Annotated in this window: 17 protein-coding genes and 1 other RNA gene; 15 read left to right on the top strand and 3 right to left on the bottom strand. The window is 71.7% G+C overall.

Going from position 1 to position 20,011, the window contains the following annotated elements:
- The first annotated feature begins 126 nt into the window (after nt 1-126).
- On the top strand, nt 127-1,377 hold the full coding sequence (locus OG276_RS23170; protein ID WP_266908342.1) for a serine/threonine-protein kinase: 1,251 nt from the start codon (nt 127-129) through the stop codon (nt 1,375-1,377).
- Between the two features lie 191 nt (nt 1,378-1,568).
- Here the strand turns inward: OG276_RS23170 and OG276_RS23175 are convergent, their stop codons facing one another.
- Nucleotides 1,569-2,648, bottom strand: a complete 1,080-nt coding sequence (locus tag OG276_RS23175; RefSeq protein ID WP_266908343.1) for an isopenicillin N synthase family oxygenase — start codon at nt 2,646-2,648, stop codon at nt 1,569-1,571.
- A gap of 313 nt (nt 2,649-2,961) precedes the next feature.
- Here OG276_RS23175 and prfB point away from each other — a divergent pair, with 313 nt between their 5' ends.
- Nucleotides 2,962-4,071: a peptide chain release factor 2 gene (gene prfB, locus OG276_RS23180; protein WP_266908345.1), complete on the top strand. Its 1,110-nt coding sequence runs from the start codon at nt 2,962-2,964 to the stop codon at nt 4,069-4,071.
- Between the two features lie 133 nt (nt 4,072-4,204).
- On the opposite strand, the gene OG276_RS23185 is transcribed toward prfB, so the two are convergent.
- A complete protein-coding gene (locus OG276_RS23185; RefSeq protein WP_266908347.1) occupies nt 4,205-4,399 on the bottom strand; it encodes a hypothetical protein in 195 nt (64 codons plus the stop codon).
- A gap of 225 nt (nt 4,400-4,624) precedes the next feature.
- Here OG276_RS23185 and ftsE point away from each other — a divergent pair, with 225 nt between their 5' ends.
- From ftsE to ssrA, 5 genes are all read left to right on the top strand, one after another.
- Complete coding sequence (gene ftsE, locus OG276_RS23190) at nt 4,625-5,314, top strand: cell division ATP-binding protein FtsE (protein WP_266908349.1); 690 nt, start codon at nt 4,625-4,627, stop codon at nt 5,312-5,314.
- A 17-nt stretch (nt 5,315-5,331) separates the two neighbouring features.
- Nucleotides 5,332-6,255, top strand: coding sequence for a permease-like cell division protein FtsX (ftsX, locus tag OG276_RS23195; RefSeq protein WP_266908351.1), 924 nt, complete (start codon nt 5,332-5,334; stop codon nt 6,253-6,255).
- Nucleotides 6,256-6,322: 67 nt separating this feature from the next.
- Nucleotides 6,323-7,549, top strand: a complete 1,227-nt coding sequence (locus OG276_RS23200; protein ID WP_266908353.1) for a S41 family peptidase — start codon at nt 6,323-6,325, stop codon at nt 7,547-7,549.
- An 18-nt stretch (nt 7,550-7,567) separates the two neighbouring features.
- Nucleotides 7,568-8,053 carry an SsrA-binding protein SmpB gene (gene smpB / locus OG276_RS23205; protein WP_266908355.1) on the top strand — a complete coding sequence of 162 codons (486 nt, stop codon included), beginning with the start codon at nt 7,568-7,570 and terminating at the stop codon, nt 8,051-8,053.
- Nucleotides 8,054-8,180: 127 nt separating this feature from the next.
- Nucleotides 8,181-8,569, top strand: a transfer-messenger RNA (tmRNA) gene (gene ssrA, locus OG276_RS23210).
- Nucleotides 8,570-8,623: 54 nt separating this feature from the next.
- Here ssrA and OG276_RS23215 read toward each other — a convergent pair.
- Nucleotides 8,624-9,886, bottom strand: coding sequence for an MFS transporter (locus tag OG276_RS23215; RefSeq protein WP_266908357.1), 1,263 nt, complete (start codon nt 9,884-9,886; stop codon nt 8,624-8,626).
- A gap of 84 nt (nt 9,887-9,970) precedes the next feature.
- On the opposite strand from OG276_RS23215, the gene OG276_RS23220 reads away from it, so the two are divergent.
- From OG276_RS23220 to OG276_RS23255, 8 genes are all read left to right on the top strand, one after another.
- Nucleotides 9,971-10,942, top strand: a complete 972-nt coding sequence (locus OG276_RS23220) for a LysR family transcriptional regulator (protein ID WP_266908359.1) — start codon at nt 9,971-9,973, stop codon at nt 10,940-10,942.
- A 158-nt stretch (nt 10,943-11,100) separates the two neighbouring features.
- The gene (locus OG276_RS23225) at nt 11,101-12,471 is read left to right on the top strand and encodes a nitrate/nitrite transporter (protein ID WP_266908361.1); all 1,371 of its coding nucleotides are present in this window, start codon (nt 11,101-11,103) and stop codon (nt 12,469-12,471) included.
- Between the two features lie 152 nt (nt 12,472-12,623).
- The gene (locus tag OG276_RS23230; protein ID WP_266913046.1) at nt 12,624-13,778 is read left to right on the top strand and encodes a uroporphyrinogen-III synthase; all 1,155 of its coding nucleotides are present in this window, start codon (nt 12,624-12,626) and stop codon (nt 13,776-13,778) included.
- 91 nt (nt 13,779-13,869) lie between these two features.
- Complete coding sequence (locus tag OG276_RS23235) at nt 13,870-14,415, top strand: GNAT family N-acetyltransferase (protein ID WP_266908363.1); 546 nt, start codon at nt 13,870-13,872, stop codon at nt 14,413-14,415.
- Nucleotides 14,416-14,475: 60 nt separating this feature from the next.
- Nucleotides 14,476-15,045: a CGNR zinc finger domain-containing protein gene (locus OG276_RS23240; protein WP_266908365.1), complete on the top strand. Its 570-nt coding sequence runs from the start codon at nt 14,476-14,478 to the stop codon at nt 15,043-15,045.
- 128 nt (nt 15,046-15,173) lie between these two features.
- Complete coding sequence (locus OG276_RS23245) at nt 15,174-17,495, top strand: UvrD-helicase domain-containing protein (RefSeq protein ID WP_266908367.1); 2,322 nt, start codon at nt 15,174-15,176, stop codon at nt 17,493-17,495.
- Between the two features lie 469 nt (nt 17,496-17,964).
- Nucleotides 17,965-19,389 (top strand): NAD-dependent malic enzyme, encoded by a 1,425-nt coding sequence (locus tag OG276_RS23250; protein ID WP_266908369.1) that lies wholly within the window; start codon nt 17,965-17,967, stop codon nt 19,387-19,389.
- Between the two features lie 320 nt (nt 19,390-19,709).
- On the top strand, nt 19,710-19,991 hold the full coding sequence (locus tag OG276_RS23255) for an HU family DNA-binding protein (protein ID WP_007264399.1): 282 nt from the start codon (nt 19,710-19,712) through the stop codon (nt 19,989-19,991).
- Nucleotides 19,992-20,011 lie beyond the last annotated feature (20 nt).

Below are 20,011 nucleotides of genomic sequence, written 5' to 3' on the forward strand. Positions count from 1 at the left end.
CATGGATTTGTCGACTTCTGGGACGTGATTTCGCCCGCAGAAGTGAAGGTCGCCGCGATCCGTGGACTACAACCCCCATCCGGCCGCGTAGCTTTGGCACGTACTCCAGCCGCTGAGGGAGCAGTCGTGGCACGGAAGATCGGCAGCCGGTACACCGCGCACCAGATCCTGGGACGCGGCAGCGCGGGCACGGTGTGGCTGGGCGAGGGGCCTGACGGCCCCGTCGCCGTCAAACTGCTGCGCGAGGACCTCGCGTCCGACCAGGAACTCGTCGGACGGTTCGTCCAGGAGCGCAGCGCGCTCCTGGGCCTGGAGCACCCGCACGTCGTCTGCGTCCGCGACCTCGTCGTCGACGGCAACGACCTCGCCCTCGTCATGGACCTCGTTCGCGGTACGGACCTGCGCACGCGCCTCGACCGCGAGCGGCGGCTCGCCCCCGAGGCGGCCGTCGCCATCGTCGCGGACGTCGCCGACGCGCTGGCCGCCGCGCACGCGGCCGGGGTCGTACACCGGGACGTGAAGCCGGAGAACGTCCTGCTCGACATGCAGGGCCCGCTCGGCCCGGGCGGCGCGCATCCGGCGCTGCTCACCGACTTCGGCGTGGCCAAGCTCATCGACTCCCCGCGCCGGTCCACCGGCGGCCGGGCCTCGGCCCCCACCACCCGGATCATCGGCACGCCCGACTACCTGGCGCCGGAGATCGTGGAGGGGCTGCCGCCGCGCGCGGCGGTGGACATCTACGCCCTGGCCACCGTGCTGTACGAACTCCTCGCCGGTTTCACGCCCTTCGGCGGCGGGCATCCCGGGGCGGTGCTGCGGCGCCACGTGACGGAGACCGTCGTCCCGCTGCCCGGCATCCCCGACGAGCTGTGGCAGCTGATGGTCCAGTGCCTGGCGAAGGCCCCCGCCTCGCGGCTGCGGGCCTCGGAGCTCTCCCTGCGGCTGCGGGACCTGCTGCCGCTGCTGGCGGGGATGCCGCCGCTGGACGTGGACGAGCCGGACGAGCCGGAGCAGGCGGAGTTCCCGGAACCGGAGGCCGCCGCCGCCGCGGATCCGGTGCGGCGGCGGGGTGTGGTGCCGCTGGTCCCCGGCTCCTCCACCGACTCCAACCGGGACACCCACACCTCGATGCGGGTGCCGGGGCCGGACGAGCTGGCGGGCGGGGCCCTGGGCACCGCCCGGGTCCCGCGTCCCGCCGGGGGGCACCGGCCCGGGTCCGCGCGGCACCGGGCGGAGACCGTCCGCAAGCGGAGGCTCGCGCTGTCCGCTGCCGCGGTTGCGCTGGCCGCCGCGGTGGGTGTCGGCAGCTGGCTGGCCGTCTCCTCCGACTCGGCGCCGCCCCAGGACAACAAGCAGTCGGGCTCTACGTCCCCGTAGCCGGGGGCGCGGCTGGGTGGGCCCTGCGGGGCGAAGTCCCCGACCCGCCCTTCCGCCGTTCCCCGGGGCTCCGCCCCGGACCCCGCGCCTCGAACGCCGGCGGGGCTGGAATCGCCCTGCGGGCAATCCGGCCCCGACCAGGCTGAATCCAGCCCCTCCGGCGCTTGATGAGCGGCGCCCCAGAGGTAGGGCTACGCCTCCGTCAGTTCCGGGTGCCAGCGCCGCGCCACCGCCGGGTGGGCGCGGACCCAGCCCTTCAGTTCGTTGCGGCCGTACTCCGCGTGCAGCGGGTTCGACGCGTCGTGCGCTATCCCCGGCGCCGCGTCCAGGTAGTCGCCCGGGACCGTCTCGATGACGGCGTCCAGGCGCGGGTTGTAGAAGAACGGCACCGAGAACCGCTCCACCGCCCCCGCCGGGCTCACCACGCGGTGGTCCGTCGCCGTCAGGTACCCCTCCGTCGCGATCTCCAGCAGCTCGCCCAGGTTGACCACGAAGGCCCCCGGCAGCGGGGGGACGTCCAGGAAGGCCCCGTCCCGGACCACCTGGAGCCCGCCCACCGAGTCCTGGAGGAGCAGGGTGAGGAAGCCGTAGTCCTTGTGGGCCCCGACCCCCTGGTCGGTGCCCGTCGGCGCGGATCCCGGGTAGCGGATCAGCTTCGTGTGCAGGTGGGGCCGGTCCGCGAAGGCCGCGTCGAAGAAGTCCGCCGGGGCGCCGATCGAGGCGAGCAGCTCCTGGAGCAGGCGGTGGGCCACCGCCGCCAGCCGGGACTGCCACGCCAGCACCGCGTCCCGCAGTTCCGGCAGCGCCGCGGGCCACTGGTTCGGGCCCTCCAGCCACAGGTACGCCGGGTCGTCCGGTCCGACCTCCCGCGCCTCCCGCTCCGCGCCCACGTCGAGCTGGTCGCGCCAGTCGGAGGCGCCGCCGGTCAGCTCGTGCCCGATGCGGGTGTAGCCGCGGAAGTGCGGGGAGTTGAGATTGCTCACCGCCAGCCGGTCAGCTTCCGGGAGGGCGAAGAACGCCCTGGTCAGGTCCAGGATCCGAGTGGTCTCGGCGGCGGTGACCCCGTGCCCGGTGAGGTGCAGGAAGCCGCTGTCCCGGGCGGCCGCGTGCAGTTCCTTGCGGAAGGAATCGCGCAGCGCCGGATCGTCCGCCTGGGACAGGTCCAGGACCGGAAGGGAGGTGGCCGCGGAGGAAGGAGAGACAGAGGAAGGCGAAGGAGAAGAAGCAGGAGAAGAAGCAGGAGAAGCAGGAGAAGGGTGCGCGGACGGCATGACGGCTCCGTTTCGGGATGTCACGGGGTCCTGTCCCCAGGGGTGGCGGGGGCCGCGGCTGGGGAGGGCCGCCGGCAGGGTTGGCGCCGGGACCGCGAGGCCGCGTACAGGACCAAGTCGGATCGGGGTGGATCAGGCTTGGGGCAGGTCCGGCGGCAGACAGCTCGTCGTCGTGACACGCATGTGGTCCACATGGCGGCGCTTGACGAGGAAGACGGTCATATCGTGAGCGTACGCCCGTGCGACCCTCCATTAGTACGGGGGATTCGGCCTGGCCGGAGAGCGTCCCCCGGGGACCGGCTACGCTGGACCCGTGGCAGTCGTCGATGTTTCCGAAGAGCTGAAGTCCCTCTCCTCGACCATGGGGTCGATCGAGGCCGTCCTGGACCTCGACAAGCTGAGGGCAGATATCGCCGTGCTCGAGGAGCAGGCCGCCGCGCCGTCCCTGTGGGACGACCCGGAGGCCGCCCAGAAGATCACGAGCAAGCTTTCGCACCTCCAGGCGGAGGTCCGTAAGACCGAGAGCCTGCGCGGGCGCATCGACGACCTGGCGGTGCTGTTCGACCTCGCCCAGGAGATGGACGACGCGGACACCCTCGCCGAGGCGGAGACCGAGCTGGTCTCCGTGCGCAAGGCGCTGGACGAGATGGAGGTCCGCACCCTGCTCTCCGGCGAGTACGCCGAGCGCGAGGCGCTGGTCAACATCCGGGCCGAGGCCGGCGGCGTGGACGCCTCCGACTTCGCCGAGCGCCTCCAGCGCATGTACCTGCGCTGGGCCGAGCGCCACGGCTACCCGACCGAGATCTACGAGACCTCGTACGCGGAAGAGGCCGGCATCAAGTCGACCACCTTCGTGGTCAAGGCCCCGTACGCCTACGGCACCCTTTCGGTCGAGCAGGGCACGCACCGCCTCGTCCGGATCTCGCCCTTCGACAACCAGGGCCGCCGCCAGACCTCCTTCGCGGGTGTCGAGGTGCTGCCGGTCGTCGAGTCCAGCGACCACGTCGAGATCGACGAGGGCGAGCTGCGCGTGGACGTGTACCGCGCCTCGGGCCCCGGCGGCCAGGGCGTCAACACGACCGACTCCGCGGTGCGCATCACGCACCTGCCGACCGGCATCGTGGTGTCCTGCCAGAACGAGCGCTCGCAGATCCAGAACAAGGCCAGCGCGATGAACGTCCTCCAGGCCAAGCTGCTCGAGCGGCGCCGCCAGGAGGAGAAGGACAGGATGGACGCCCTCAAGGACGGCGGAAGCTCCTGGGGCAACCAGATGCGCTCCTACGTCCTGCACCCGTACCAGATGGTCAAGGACCTCCGGACGGAGTTCGAGGTCGGCAACCCGCAGGCGGTGCTCGACGGCGAGATCGACGGCTTCCTGGAGGCCGGGATCCGCTGGCGCAAGCAGCAGGAGCAGACCGCGTAGGTTCGCGGATACGCAGGGAAAACGCTGGTCAGAGCAGTCAGAGCAGCAGGAAGGGCCCGGACGCCGTCAAGGTGTCCGGGCCCTTCCGTGTATGTGCTTCCGTACGTCTGATCGGGACGTGGCGGCTGAGGAACTACGCCGTCTGCTGAGCCACCAGTGCCAGCGCGGCCACCAGGATCACCAGCAGCGCGATGAGCGCCACCGGGTTGAGACCGCCGGAGAAGGGGTCCTCCTGCTGGAGGCGCCCCCGGTTCGCCCGGCACACCGGGCAGCGGCCCTGGCTGACGGGTGCGGCGCAGTTCGCGCACACGAGCCGGTCATATGTCATGCGCTCCTCCTTTCGTCCCCTCGGTTACAACGGTCGCGGGAAACGGTCCGTTCCCCCTCCCACTGTGCCAGCTTCGATGACATTCGGCGCGGCCCCTCCGTGCAATCGCGGTCGGGCACCTCTCGGACCAGGGGATATATCGGGCAACTCCGGACGCCGGGTCCACACCTCGCGCCTGTTCGCGTATGGTCACGCACACCTACTCCCGGCGACCGTGGTGCACCCGTGATCCGATTCGACAACGTCTCCAAGTCCTACCCGAAGCAGAGCCGCCCCGCACTCAGAGATGTTTCTCTGGACATCGCGAAGGGCGAGTTCGTCTTCCTGGTCGGCTCCTCCGGCTCCGGCAAGTCCACCTTCATGCGGCTCATCCTGCGCGAGGAGCGGGCGAGCCACGGCCAGGTGCACGTCCTGGGCAAGGACCTCGCCAAGCTCTCCAACTGGAAGGTTCCGCAGATGCGGCGCCAGCTGGGGACCGTCTTCCAGGACTTCCGCCTGCTGCCCAACAAGTCGGTGGCCGACAACGTGGCCTTCGCCCAGGAGGTCATCGGCAGACCTCGCGGCGAGATCAGGAAGGCCGTTCCCCAGGTACTGGAACTCGTCGGCCTCGGCGGCAAAGAGGACCGGATGCCCGGCGAGCTCTCGGGCGGTGAGCAGCAGCGCGTGGCCATCGCCCGTGCCTTCGTCAACCGGCCGGCGCTGCTGATCGCGGACGAGCCCACCGGCAACCTGGACCCCCAGACCTCCGTCGGCATCATGAAGCTGCTGGACCGGATCAACCGGACCGGCACCACCGTGATCATGGCGACCCATGACCAGCAGATCGTCGACCAGATGCGCAAGCGCGTCATCGAACTCGAGCAGGGCCGTCTCGTCCGCGACCAGTCGCGCGGCGTCTACGGCTACCAGCACTGAAAGGCTCCTGAGACGCGATGCGCGCCCAGTTCGTCATGTCGGAGATCGGGGTCGGTCTCCGCCGCAATCTGACCATGACCTTCGCGGTCATCATTTCCGTGTCCCTGTCGCTGGCCCTGTTCGGCGGTTCCCTGCTCATGCGCGACCAGGTGAGCAAGATGAAGGGGTACTGGTACGACAAGGCCAACGTTTCCATCTACCTCTGCAACAAGAACGACGCGGAGACCGTGGGTGGCTCCGCCTGCTCCAAGGGAGCGGTGACCCCGGAGCAGAAGCAGGCCCTGGAAGCCGAACTCAAGGGCATGGACCTCGTCAAGGGCGTCACCTACGAATCCGCCGACGAGGCCTTCAAGCACTACCAGGAGCAGTTCGGCAAGACCCCCCTGGCGGCCTCCATCACCCCGGACCAGATGCAGGAATCCTTCCGGGTGAAGCTGAAGCAGCCCGAGAAGTACAAGGTCATCACGACCTCCTTCTCCGGCCGTGACGGCGTCCAGGCCGTCGAGGACCAGCGCAGTGTGACGGACAACCTCTTCAAGCTCCTCGGCTACCTCAACCTGGCCGCCCTCGGCATCATGCTGATCATGCTGATCGTGGCCCTGCTGCTGATCGTCAACACGGTGCGCGTCTCGGCCTTCAGCCGTCGGCGCGAAACCGGGATCATGCGCCTGGTGGGCGCCTCCAGCTTCTACATCCAGGTGCCGTTCATCATGGAGGCGGCCTTCGCCGGCCTGATCGGCGCGCTGCTCGCCTGCGGGATGCTCGGCGCCGGCCAGTACTTCGTGATCGACCACGGCGCCGCACTGCGCGAGAAGATGGAGCTCATCAACTTCATCGGCTGGGACTCGGTCCTGACCAAGCTGCCGCTGGTGCTCGTGATCGGCGTGCTGATGCCCTCGCTGGCCGCCTTCATCGCGTTGCGCAAGTACCTGAAGGTGTGACGAGCGCCCCGCGAGCGGTACGGCCAACCACCCGTACCGCCGCGGGCCTTGTCCTAGACTCGGCGCCATGCCGGGACTGCCCGCCCTCTGTCTCCGGCCCCGCGACGTGCGTCGCGGGGCCGTTTTGACGTTGTTCTTCCTCGCCGCCGTGGGGGCCGGTGCCTGCACCGGGAGCTGGGAGTACCCCGGCGCCGGGCGGGCCGCGCGTCCCGCCGCGCTGGTGGCGGGTACGGAGCCCTCCGCGGCCGGGGCCCTGCCCGGGACGCGGGCACCGGCGCAGGCGCACCGCGAGACGGGCACCGCCGACCGGGACGCGGTGGCCCGCGCGGCCGCCGAGGCCGTCGCCGAGGGCAAGTCCGCGAAGTCGGCGGCCCAGGAGGTGGTCAGCCGCAGCGGGGACCGCTGGGCCGCGGTGTACGACCAGGGCGAGTACGAGGCCTTCGCCGACGACCTGGACGGCCACTGGACGGGCGTCGGCCTGTGGGCCGGGCGGCTGCGCGACGGCCGCATCGAGATCGACCGGGTGCAGCCCGGCAGCCCCGCGGCGCGGGCCGGGATGCGCGCCGGGGACCGGCTGCTCAGCATCGACGGGCAGAGCGTGACCGGGCTCAAGGTGGCCGAGGTGGTGGCCCTGCTGCGCGGCGAGGCCGGCACCCCCGTGGTCCTGAAGCTGACCCGTGGCGGGGCCGACCTCACGCAGACCGTGCGGCGCGAGCGGCTGCGCAGCGAGCCGGTGACGGTGCGCGAACTGCCCGGCGGGATCACGGTCATCAAGGTCGCCTCCTTCACCCGGGGTTCCGGCGACCGGGTCCGCTCCGCGGTGCGCGCCGCGCCGCCCGGCGGCGGGGTCATGCTCGACCTGCGCGGCAACACCGGCGGCCTGGTCACCGAGGCCGTGACGGCCGCCTCCGCCTTCCTGGACGGCGGGCTGGTGGCCACGTACGACGTGCGCGGCGCCCAGCGCGCCCTCTACGCGACCCCGGGCGGCGATACGGCCCGGCCCCTGGTGGCGTTGATCGACGGCGGCACGATGAGCGCGGCCGAACTGGTCACCGGGGCCCTGCAGGACCGGGGCCGTGCGGTGGCGGTCGGTACCCGCACCTTCGGCAAGGGCTCGGTGCAGATGCCGACGGAGCTGCCGGACGGTTCGGTGGCGGAGCTGACGGTGGGTACGTACCGCACTCCGGCGGGCCGCAGCCTGGACGGTGCGGGCATCACCCCGGACCTGGCGGCGGCGGACCGGGTCGAGGAACGGGCCCGCACGGTATTGGGTGGCATCGGGGTGGGTCCATAGTGCGAAAATGACCGCACTATGGCTAAGGAAACAGGGCGCAAGCTGATCGCCCAGAACAAGAAGGCGCGGCACGACTACACGATCATCGACACCTACGAGTGCGGTCTCGTGCTCACGGGTACCGAGGTCAAGTCCCTGCGTCAGGGACGTGCCTCGCTGGTGGACGGCTTCGTGTCGGTGGAGAGCGGCGAGGCCTGGCTCTACAACGTGCACGTGCCCGAGTACAGCCAGGGCACCTGGACCAACCACAGCGCGCGGCGCAAGCGCAAGCTGCTCCTGCACCGCGAGGAGATCGACAAGCTCGACTCGAAGACGGGGGAGACGGGCAACACGATCGTGCCGCTCGCCCTGTACTTCAAGGACGGCCGGGCGAAGATCGAGATCGCGCTGGCGAAGGGCAAGAAGGAGTACGACAAGCGGCAGTCGCTGCGCGAGAAGCAGGACACGCGCGAGACGAACCGGGTGATCTCGGCCGTGAAGCGCAAGGAGCGCGGCCAGCTTTAATGTCCTGGCAGAGTGTGGTCCACGTCGCGTACCATGGCGTCAGCACCACACGCTTGCGAGTGGCGCCGGTCGAGCGGGACGCATGGAGAGCGCCTGCTGGATCTCATAACTGAACAGCGTGAAACATGGGGATGATCGGTTTCGACAGCGGATGTCGATGTAGGGGAAGCGAGCCGAGAAAGCGGCAATGATCTCGTTAACCATATGTCGCAAACAATAATCGCCAACTCCAAGAGCGATAACTCCCGCTTCACCCTCGCTGCCTAATAACAGTGAGCTGAAGCCTCTGTGAGGAGCGTCAGCCCGGAAGTGGTCCCGGTCCGGATCCTGGCGTCAATTAGGGATCTAAACCTCTAACTCCGGTCACGGGGGATAGAGGGAAATCAAACAGTGACTGAGCCCGTCGGAGACTTGTCCGTGTGATCTCCGGGGCTGAGAAAAGCGCAGCGGAATGCGCTCGGAGAAGCCCTACTTCTGCACCGTTGGACGCGGGTTCGATTCCCGCCATCTCCACAACCCCCATGTTGGGCAAAGGCCCCGCGGCCATCAGGCTGCGGGGCCTTTGTCGTGTCAGGCGCCCCGGGAGGCGCGCACGGTCCCCGTGCCGACGAGGAGGGCCAGCAGGGCCGCCGCCGCCGGGAGGACGTACGGGGCCGTCGTGCCCCAGTGGTCGATCGCGGCGCCGGCCGTCGCGGAGCCCGCCGAGATGCCCGCGAAGATGGCGGTGACGGCGAGGGTCATGCCCTCGTTGAGCCGACCCGGCGGGGTCACGGCGTGGATCCGGGACATCGCGGTGACCATGACCGGGGCCGTGGCCGTGCCGGCCGCGAGCAGGGCCGCGGCGAGGGCGAGCACCGAGCCGGTGGCGGCCGCCGCCCAGGGCAGGGCCATTGCCCCGGCCAGGACGGCCAGGCAGACCGGCAGTCCGCGCGGGCGCAGGGTGCCGTAGAGCAGGCCGGCCAGGCAGGAGCCCGCCGCCTGGAGGGCGATGACCGGGCCCGAGAGGGCGCCGAGGCCGTGCCCGCCGAGGTGGGCGACGGAGGTGATCTCCAGCGAGCCGAACATCGTGCCGAGGACGAAGAAGAGCGGCAGCAGCCGTCCCAGGCTCCGCAGCGGCGACTTGCCGCGGACCGGCGCCGCCGCCGGGGGCTCCGTGGCGCGGTGGGCCGTGAAGACCAGCATCCCGGTCAGGAGCAGCGCGGCGCCGACGAGCGTGCCCGCTTCCGGGAAGACGGTGGTGCAGAGGAACGCGGCGACCACCGGCCCGAGCATGAACGCCAGCTCGTCCGCGGCCTGTTCGAAGGACATCGCGGTGTGGTGCGCCGCGGGGTCGCCCTTCAGCAGGTGCGTCCAGCGGGCGCGGGACATGCCGCCGATGTTGGGGGTGGTCGCGGTGGCGGCGTAGGAGGCGAAGAGGGTCCAGGCGGGCGCCTCGCTGCGGACGCACGCGACGAGCGAGAGGGAGCCGAGTACGGCGATCAGGGTGGCCGGTACGGCGACGCGGGCCTGCCCGTGCCGGTCGACCAGCCGGGCGGTCCAGGGGGCCACGACCGCGGTGGCCGCCAGACCGGCCGCGACGACCCCGCCGGCGAGGGCGTACGAGCCGCGCTGGCCCGCGATCATCATGACGGCGCTGATCCCGAACATGCCCATGGGGAGCCGGGCGATGAGGTTCCCGGTGGTGAAGCCGCGGGTGCCGGGGAGGGCGAACAGCCGCCGGTACGGGCCGGGGGTGCGGGCCGGGCGGCGACCCGGCCGCCCGGGGGTGGGGGCGGGGCCGGGGGCGAGGACCAGGGTGGTGCCGGTGACGGTCATCAGCGGGGTGGTGGGCATGGATCAAGGCTCGGGCCCAGGGGCCGTACGGGTCCAACACCTGTTCGGGGGTGATTCACCGCCCTGTGTTGTTAGTCTCCGCAGGTGACTCCCCGAGACGTCGAACCCCGCCTGCTGCGCTCCTTCCTCGCCGTGGCCGAGGAACTGCACTTCACCCGTGCCGCCGCCCGGCTCTACGTCGCCCAGCAGGCCCTGAGCCGGGACGTGCGCCGCCTCGAACAGGCTCTGGGCGCGCCTTTGTTCGCCCGCACCACCCGCGCCGTCGAGCTCACCTCCGACGGGGAGCGGCTGCTGCCCCTGGCCCGGGGCGTCCTGCGCGCCCACGAGGAGCTGGCCGCCGCCTTCGCCGGGGACACCACCGCCCGGCCGCTGCTCGTCGACCTCAACACCGACGGCCCCGGCACCGCGCGCGCCGTCCTGGACCGGGCCCGCGAGCTCGCCCCCGACTGCGAGCTGATGGCCCGCTTCGAGTCCGGGCTCACCCACGCCGCCGCCGAGATCGCCGCCGGCCGCCTCGACGTCTCCTTCGGGTACGCCGACGGCCTCGACCCGGCGCTGCGGGCCCGCCTCGCGCAGACGCCCGTACGGTACGAGCCGCTCGCGGTGGTGCTGGCCGAGGGGCACGCGCTGGCCGGGCTGGACTCCGTACCCCTGGACGCGCTGCGCGGGGAGACGGTGTACGCGGGGGCCGGGAACCCGCGGACCCTGGAGTGGACCGGGCTGGCGCGCGAGCTGTTCGCCGGGCGGGGCATCGAGCCCGCGCCGCCCGCGCCGGTGGCGATGGGCAAGGACGAGTTCCGCCGGGTCATGGTCAAGACGGGCAATCCGGTGCTCGCCACGGTGGACTTCGTCGACATGCCCGGCTGCGTCAAGCGGCCGCTGACCGCGCCGGTACCGCTGTCACCGCTCGCCATGGTGTGGCGCAAGGGAATGAGCCACCCCGGGCTCGACGCCCTGCGCGCCGCTGCCGCGGAGCTCGGCGCCGGGCGCGGCTGGCTGGAGGTCCCCGCGGACAGCTGGCTGCCCGCGCTCACACCGGGCCCGGGCGCTGGGTGAGTGCAAGGTTTCCCGCCGGTCATCCGGCGGGGACCGGGGCTGAAACGAGCCCTTCCTACGGTCGTCACCACGGACGAGACGCGACGAGCCCGGCAAGCCGGACAAGGCCGACGAGCGCGACGAGCGCGACGTGATCGCAGCAGCTGTGGAGGCGTGTGATGACCAGTACGACCGCACCGCGCAAGGGTGGCCGCTGGATCGAGCGGTGGGACCCCGAGGACGAGACCTTCTGGCGCGAGACGGGGGAGAAGACGGCCCGCCGGAACCTGATCTACTCCGTGCTCTCCGAGCACATCGGGTTCTCGATCTGGTCCCTGTGGTCCGTGATGGTGCTCTTCATGGGCCCGCAGTACGGGATCGACCCCGCCGGAAAGTTCTTCCTCATCGCCACCGCCACCTGCGTGGGCGCCCTGGTCCGCGTCCCGTACACCTTCGCGGTGGCCCGCTTCGGCGGCCGCAACTGGACGGTCTTCAGCGCCCTGATGCTGCTCGCGCCGACGGTCGCCGCCTGGCTGGTGATGGAGCCCGGGACCTCGTACAACACGTTCCTGCTGGTGGCCGCGCTGACCGGGGTCGGCGGCGGCAACTTCGCCTCGTCGATGACGAACATCAACGCCTTCTTCCCGCTCCGCAAGAAGGGCTGGGCGCTCGGCCTCAACGCGGGCGGCGGCAACATCGGGGTCCCCGTCGTCCAGCTCGTCGCCCTGCTGGTCATCGGCACGGCCGGGGCCGGCCACCCGCGGCTGCTCCTCGGCGCCTACATCCCGCTCATCGTGATCGCGGCGGCGCTCGCCGCGCTGCGGATGGACAACCTGGCCCCCGTGCGCAACGACACCGGAGCCGTCCGCGACGCGGCCCGCGACGGGCACACCTGGATCATGGCGTTCCTGTACATCGGCACCTTCGGTTCCTTCATCGGCTACAGCTTCGCCTTCGGACTGGTGCTCCAGACGCAATTCGGCCGCACGCCGCTCCAGGCGGCCTCGCTCACCTTCATCGGACCGCTGCTCGGCTCGCTGATCCGGCCGGTCGGCGGGGCCCTCGCGGACCGCTTCGGCGGCGCGTGGATCACCCTGGGCACCTTCGTGGCGATGGCGGCGGCGACCGGAGTGGTGATCACGGCCTCCGTACGGGAATCCCTGCCGGTCTTCCTCGTCGGCTTCGTGGGGCTCTTCGTCCTCAGCGGGCTCGGCAACGGCTCCACCTACAAGATGATCCCCGGCATCTTCCAGGCGAAGGCGCTGGCCCGCGGGATGAGCGGCGAGGACGCGGCCGCGTACGGGCGGCGGCTGTCCGGCGCCTCCATGGGACTCATCGGCGCGGTCGGCGCGCTCGGCGGGCTCGGCATCAACCTGGTCTTCCGGGAGGCCTTCCTGAGCTCCGGCTCGGGCACGGCGGCCTTCATGACCTTCCTCGGCTTCTACGCGGTGTGCTGCGCCGTCACCTGGGCGGTATACCTTCGCCGGCCCGCCCAGGTGATGATCCCCACGGCCGGGGCGGAGGCGAAGCCGCAGCTCACCTCGGTGTAACGGCGGCCACACGTCGGTTAACGGCACCGAAATACGCGTGAACCGAGCCTGATACGCCCCCAGGGCAGGCTCGGTCCACGCGAACCTCACGAGTGCGTGTGAACGCGACACCGGACCCCGACACCGGACCCCACTGCGCGAGGCAGGTCACCATGCACGACATCCACACCGGTCCGCCGGCCGGCCCGCTCGCCGGATTCACCGTCGGGGTCACCGCCGCCCGGCGGGCCGACGAGCTCATCGCCCTGCTGCGCCGCCGCGGGGCCACCGTGCTGCACGCCCCCGCCCTGCGGATCGTGCCGCTCGCCGACGACGCCGAGCTGCTGTCCGCCACCAAGGAACTCATCGGCTGCGCGCCCGACGTGGTGGTGGCGACCACCGCCATCGGCTTCCGCGGCTGGATCGAGGCCGCCGACGGGTGGGGGCTCGGCGAGGAACTCCTCGGGCGGCTGCGGGAGACCGAACTGCTGGCGCGCGGACCGAAGGTGAAGGGCGCGATCCGGGCCGCCGGGCTCGTGGAGACCTGGTCCCCGCGCTCGGAATCGCTCGCCGAGGTACTGGACCGGCTGCTCTCGGCCGGGGTGGCCGGCCGGCGCATCGCCCTCCAGCTGCACGGGGAACCGCTGCCCGGGTTCATCGAGGCCCTGCGGGCGGGCGGGGCCGAGGTGGTCGGCGTACCCGTCTACCGGTGGATGCCGCCGGAGGACCTCGGGCCGCTGGACCGGCTGATCGACGCGGTGGCCGTGGGCGCGGTGGACGCGGTGAGCTTCACCTCCGCCCCGGCGGCGGCCTCCCTGCTGACGCGGGCCGCGGAGCGGGGCGTACGGGAACCCGTGATCGAGGCGCTGACCGGCGGGTCGGTCCTGTCCGCGTGCGTGGGGCCGGTGACGGCCCTGCCGCTCCAGGCGGAAGGCGTGCCCACGGTGCAGCCCGAGCGCTTCCGGCTCGGACCCCTCGTGCAGCTCCTGTGCCAGGAACTCCCGGGCCGGGCCCGCGTGCTCCCGGTGGCCGGACACCGGCTGGAGCTGCGCGGCCACGCGGTCCTCGTCGACAGCGAGCTGCGCCCCGTCCCGCCGGCCGGCATGGCCCTGCTCAGGGCCCTGTCCCGGCGCCCGGGCTGGGTCGTGGCCCGCTCCGAGCTCCTGCGCGCCCTGCCCGGCGCGGGCCGCGACGAGCACGCGGTGGAAACGGCGATGGCCCGCCTGCGCGTGGCCCTGGGCGCCCCGAACCTCATCCAGACCGTCGTCAAGCGCGGCTACCGGCTGTCGCTGGACATGTCCGCCGACACGAAGTACGCGGACGCCTGAGGGACCGGGCCGTCCCTTGCGGCAGGACCGGGCCGGAAGCCGCAGGGGCTCCCCTCTGGCCGGGGCCCGGGCCGTCCGTTAGCGTGCCCGGATGATCATTGACGGTGTGGAGATGAGGGCCCTGCGGCTGGAAGACGCCGCCGGGAGGGCCGAGACGCTGGTGCGCAACCGCGCTCACATGGCTCCCTACGAGCCCTGGCGGGACGAGGAGTTCTACACCGAGGCCGGGCAGCGGGCCCGGATCCAAGGGATCCTCGCGGAGCAGGAGGGCGGCCGGGCGCGGTCCTTCGTGCTGGTCGCCGCCGACGGCGAGCAGGTCGGGGTGATCAACCTCCAGAACATCGTGCGCGGGCCGATGCTCAGCGCCTCCGTCGGCTACTGGATCGACCAGGCCTGGGCCGGCAGGGGGCTGGCCACCGCCGCGCTGCACGAGGTCTGCCGGATCGCCCGCGACGAGGAGCGGCTGCACCGGGTCGAGGCGGGTACGAGGGTCGACAACCTGGCCTCCCAGCGGGTGCTGGAGAAGGCCGGCTTCGAGCCGTACGGGCTCGCGCCCCGCTTCCTGCACGTCGGCGGGGACTGGCAGGACCACCGCCTCTTCCAACTGCTCCTGAACGACGAGCCGCCCGCCCTCTAGCCGACGGCCCCGCAGACGGGCACTCTGGGGGCACGCCCCGAGTGGGAGGCGGTGACGGGCATGTGGTTCGACTCCGGGCGGGTCTGCCTGGACCTGGTGGCTACTTTTGCGCCTCTCGCGAAGACCGAGGGCATCCGGGACGGGGCCGGGCTGCGGCTGTGGCTCACCGGAGCCGGGCTGGTGCCCGGCCGGACGCCGCTGAGCCGCGTCGGGGACGACTGGGTGCGGGCCTTCCGGGAGCTGCGCGCCGACGTCGAGAGCCTCGTACGGGCCGAGCTGGCCGGAGCCGCGCCGCCCGGGGCCGCGCTGGCCCGGGTCAACGCGGCGGCCGCCGGTCCACCCCCGGGCCTGTGTGCCGTACAGGACCAAGAAGGGCACCTCGTGCGCGAGTTGTGCGGCGGCGTCGAATGCGCCGGGCTGCTCGCCGCCGTGGCCCGGGACGCCGTCGAACTGCTCACCGACCCCGGCGAACGGGAGTTGCTGCGCGCCTGCGAGGGCGACGGCTGCGCCCGGGTCTACCTCGACACCTCGCGCGGACACCGCCGCCGCTGGTGCTCCAGCGAGCTGTGCGGGAACCGCGAGCGCGTGGCCCGCCACCGGCGCCGCGTCCTGGAATCGCGCCCCGGCTGACCCCGCCCGCGGCGCCCGCCGGGCGTGATCTTCGTCCTGATCCGCGAGCCGTCCTGGAAGGGGCGTGCGCGGACGGGCCCCTTCGCGTACGGTTGACGGCTGCCCATGCACGTCAGAAAGGGGCCTTGGTGGCCGCGCAGAATGCCGCTGTCGACAGCACGGCGGATTCCGTCCGCGATCGGGAGATCGCGGTCGAGCAGACGCATCTCGATCACGTGTACCGACGCCTTGAGGAGAAGATCCACGAGGCGGAGTTCCTGATGAACGACGCCGCCAAGCGTGGCCAGGTCGGCACGCCCGGCGCCCTCGCGGAACGGGACGCGCAGGTGTTCCGTGCCGGAATCCACCTCAACCGTCTCAACAACGAGTTCGAGGACTTCCTGTTCGGCCGCATCGACCTGGTCCTCGGCAAGGACGGGGAGCGGGGCCCCGACGGCGCCTTCACCTCCGTCGAGCCCGCCGACGACGCGATCCGTACCGACCTCACGGCCGACATCGCCGAGACGCTCCACATCGGCCGCATCGGGGTCCTCGACTCCGACTACGCGCCGCTCGTCATCGACTGGCGCGCCCCCGCGGCCGCGCCGTTCTACCGCTCCACCCCCAAGGATCCCGGCCGCGTCGTGCGCCGCCGCGTCATCCGCTCCAAGGGCCGCAAGGTGCTCGGAGTCGAGGACGACCTGATGCGCCCCGAGGTGACCGCCTTCCTCGACGGGGACGAGCTGCCCGTCATCGGCGACGGCGCCCTGATGGCCGCCCTGGGGCGGGCCCGTACCCACTCGATGCGCGACATCGTCTCCTCCATCCAGGCCGAGCAGGACCTCGTCATCCGGGCGCCCGCCGCCTCGGTCGCCGAGGTCGCGGGCGGACCGGGCACCGGCAAGACCGCCGTCGCCCTGCACCGCGCCGCCTACCTGCTCTACCAGGACCGCCGGCGCTACTCCGGCGGCATCCTGATCGTCTCCCCGACCCCGCTGCTGGTGGCCTACACCGAGGGTGTCCTGCCCTCCCTCGGCGAGGAGGGCCAGGTCGCCATCCGGGCGCTCGGCTCGCTCGTCGACGGGGCCGAGGCGACCACGTACGACGACCCGTCCACGGCACGCATCAAGGGCTCGTCCCGGATGCTGAAGGTGTTGCGCAAGGCCGTACGGGGCGCCCTGGAGTTCGGCGGTCCCGGCGGGACCCCCGCCCCCGACCGGCTGCGCGTGGTGGCCTTCGGGCGCCGCCAGGAGCTGGAGGCCCCCGACCTCGACCGGATCCGGCAGAACGTCCTGTCCGGCACCGCCCCCGTCAACCTGCTGCGCCCGCGCGCCCGCAAGCTCCTGCTGGACGCGCTGTACTCCAAGTCCGGCGGCGCCGGCCGGCACAGCGACCCGGAGCTCGCGGCCGAGCTGCGCTCCGCCTTCGACGAGGACATCTCGACGGAGGACGCGTTCATCGACTTCCTGAACGCCTGGTGGCCCGAGCTGACCCCGCGCGCCGTGCTGGCCTCCATGGCCGACGAGCGGCGCCTGTCGCGCTGGTCGCGCCGGGACCTGAACCCGCGCGAGACCCGCCAGGTGGCGCGCTCCCTGCGCCGGGTGGGCCCGGACGGCAAGGGCGCCCTGTCGGTGCACGACGTGGCGCTGCTGGACGAGCTCCAGCAGCTGCTGGGCGCGCCCGCACGGCCGAAGCGGAAGCGGGAGCTGAACCCGCTGGACCAGCTGAGCGGGCTGGAGGAGCTGATGCCCACCCGCGAGGAGACCCAGTGGGAGCGGGCGGAGCGGCTCGCGGCGGAGCGCACCGAGTACGCGCACGTCATCGTCGACGAGGCGCAGGACCTGACGCCGATGCAGTGGCGGATGGTCGGCCGCCGCGGCCGGGGCGGCACGTGGACGGTGGTCGGTGACCCGGCGCAGTCCTCGTGGACCGATCCGCAGGAGGCGGCCGCAGCGCGCGACGAGGCGCTGGGCACGCGGCCGCGGCGCAAGTTCACCCTGACGGTGAACTACCGCAACCCGGCCGAGGTCGCCGAGGTCGCCTCGCGCGTGCTGAAGCTGGCCGCGCCGGGCACGGAGCCGCCGACGGCGGTGCGCTCCACGGGCCTGCTGCCGCGCTTCACGGCGGTCGTTGAGGATCTGCGCTCCACCGTCGTGGAGGAGACCCGGCGGCTGCTGGAGCAGGTGGACGGCACCGTCGGCGTGGTCGTGGCCATGGACCGGCGCGCGGAGGCCGCGGGGTGGCTCGCGCACCTGGGGGAGCGGGCGGTCGCGCTGGGCAGCCTGGAGGCGAAGGGCCTGGAGTACGACGCCACGGTGGTCGTCTCCCCGGCGGAGATCGCGGACGAGTCCCCGGCCGGCCTGCGGGTGCTCTACGTGGCCCTGACCCGTGCGACGCAGCAGCTGACGGTGATCTCCACCGACCGGGACGCCCCGGACGCCGAGGGGGTCGCGGCGCTGCTCCAGCCGTAGGCGCCTCGGCACGGCACCTCGGTGGGCACCTCGTAGGGCCGGTTGGTCGGCGGCCAAGAGCGTGGTCCCGCAACCGGTCGCCGGTGGGGGGATCGCTTCGGGCGAACCTTTGTTAGCCTGGGTTACGGCACCGACTCGATCCAAGCCCCCGGGCCCAACCTTAGTCGCCTAGAGCGACCACTTGCCGCGAGGCGAGCATGGCGGGTCGGTGTCGTAAACGTAGGAAGCATCAGGTCCGCGTCCTCCACCCAGTGGAGGGCGCGGACCTTTTTGTATGGGCCACCCATTCCACAGGCGAGAGTTATCTCGTATGGTGGAAGTGTTCTTCCGAAATTTGTAGCTGGTTACCTTGTACCGGCTGGTAGGTGGGACGATCGGACAACAGGTCCTGCCATACCTGCCATGTTCTCGGCGGTGCAGCGCGGGACCCTGCGTGTAAAAGAACCAGGGACAGAAGAGGAACACGGCCATGGCAACGGCGCCCAGCGTCTCGTACTCGATGACGGTCCGCCTGGAAGTGCCCGCGAGCGGTACCGCGGTCTCCCAGCTCACCACCGCCGTGGAGTCCTCCGGTGGCTCGGTCACCGGCCTCGACGTGACCGCATCCGGCCACGAGAAGCTCCGTATCGACGTCACCATCGCCGCGACGTCCACGGCGCACGCCGACGAGATCGTCGAGAAGCTCCGCGGGATCGAGGGGGTCAGCCTCGGCAAGGTCTCCGACCGCACCTTCCTGATGCACCTCGGCGGCAAGATCGAGATGCAGTCGAAGCACCCCATCCGCAACCGCGACGACCTCTCGATGATCTACACCCCGGGCGTGGCCCGCGTGTGCATGGCGATCGCCGAGAACCCCGAGGACGCCCGCCGTCTGACCATCAAGCGCAACTCCGTCGCAGTCGTGACGGACGGCAGCGCCGTGCTGGGCCTCGGCAACATCGGCCCGATGGCCGCGCTGCCCGTCATGGAGGGCAAGGCGGCCCTCTTCAAGCGCTTCGCCGGCATCGACGCATGGCCGATCTGCCTGGACACCCAGGACTCCGACGAGATCGTCGCCATCGTCAAGGCGATCGCCCCGGGCTTCGCGGGCATCAACCTGGAGGACATCTCCGCGCCGCGCTGCTTCGAGATCGAAGCCCGGCTGCGCGAGGCCCTCGACATCCCCGTCTTCCACGACGACCAGCACGGCACCGCCATCGTGGTCCTCGCCGCCCTCACCAACGCACTGCGCGTGGTGGGCAAGGCCGTTGGCGACGTCAAGGTGGTCATGTCGGGCGCCGGAGCCGCCGGTACCGCCATCCTCAAGCTGCTCCTCGCCGCGGGCGTCAAGAACGCCGTCAGCGCCGACATCCACGGCGTGGTGCACGTGGACCGCCCCGACCTCGTCGACGCGGCCCCGGACTCCCCGCTGCGCTGGATCGCCGACAACACCAACCCCGAGGGCTACACGGGCACCCTGAAGGAGGCCGTGGCGGGCGCCGACGTGTTCATCGGCGTCTCGGCCCCCAACGTCCTGTCCGGCGAGGACGTGGCCGCCATGGCGGAAGGCGCGATCGTGTTCGCGCTCGCGAACCCGGACCCCGAGGTGGACCCGGCGATCGCCCGCCAGACCGCCGCCGTCGTGGCCACCGGCCGTTCCGACTTCCCGAACCAGATCAACAACGTGCTGGTCTTCCCGGGTGTCTTCCGCGGCCTGCTGGACGCCCAGTCGCGCACGGTCAACACCGAGATGATGCTGGCCGCCGCGAGCGCCCTGGCCGACGTGGTCGGCGAGGACGAGCTGAACGCGAACTACATCATCCCGTCGGTCTTCAACGACAAGGTCGCGGGCGCGGTCGCCGGAGCCGTCCGCAAGGCCGCCTCCGCGGCTGTGACGGCGCCCACCTCCGCCTGATCCCCGGCGCGTCGCGGGATGCGGGCCCCCCGGGCCGCCCATAGGGTTGCGGGGATGCCCGCGTGGTCCGCGGTCCGCGTCTCCGGACACCCATCCGGACGCCTTCTGGTGCGGACGGAGCGTCACCGCGGCGTGACTGTGGCGCTTTTCGTGTGACCCCGGTGGGTGCCGGATTGGCTTTCCCGCCGGTGGTGGGGGCAGGATGCGTAACCGGGCGAGAGGGTCTGACGTCAGACCCGGGTCCGGGGACTGTCCTAGGGCCCTGGCAGCATCGGCTTCGATCTCACGCCTCTAAGGCACGTTGAACACGGGAGTACAACATGAACCGCAGTGAGCTGGTGGCCGCTCTGTCCGAGCGCGCCGAGGTGACCCGCAAGGACGCCGACGCCGTTCTGGCCGCGCTCGCCGAGACCGTCGGCGAGATTGTCGCCAAGGGCGACGAGAAGGTCACCATCCCCGGCTTCCTGACCTTCGAGCGCACCCACCGTGCCGCTCGCACCGCGCGCAACCCGCAGACCGGCGACCCCATCCAGATCCCGGCCGGCTACAGCGTGAAGGTCTCCGCGGGCTCCAAGCTCAAGGAAGCCGCCAAGGGCAAGTAGTACGCCCTTGTGCCGGGGGC

Origin of the sequence: Streptomyces sp. NBC_00086, from assembly GCF_026343255.1 — a bacterium.
Lineage (GTDB): Bacteria > Actinomycetota > Actinomycetes > Streptomycetales > Streptomycetaceae > Streptomyces.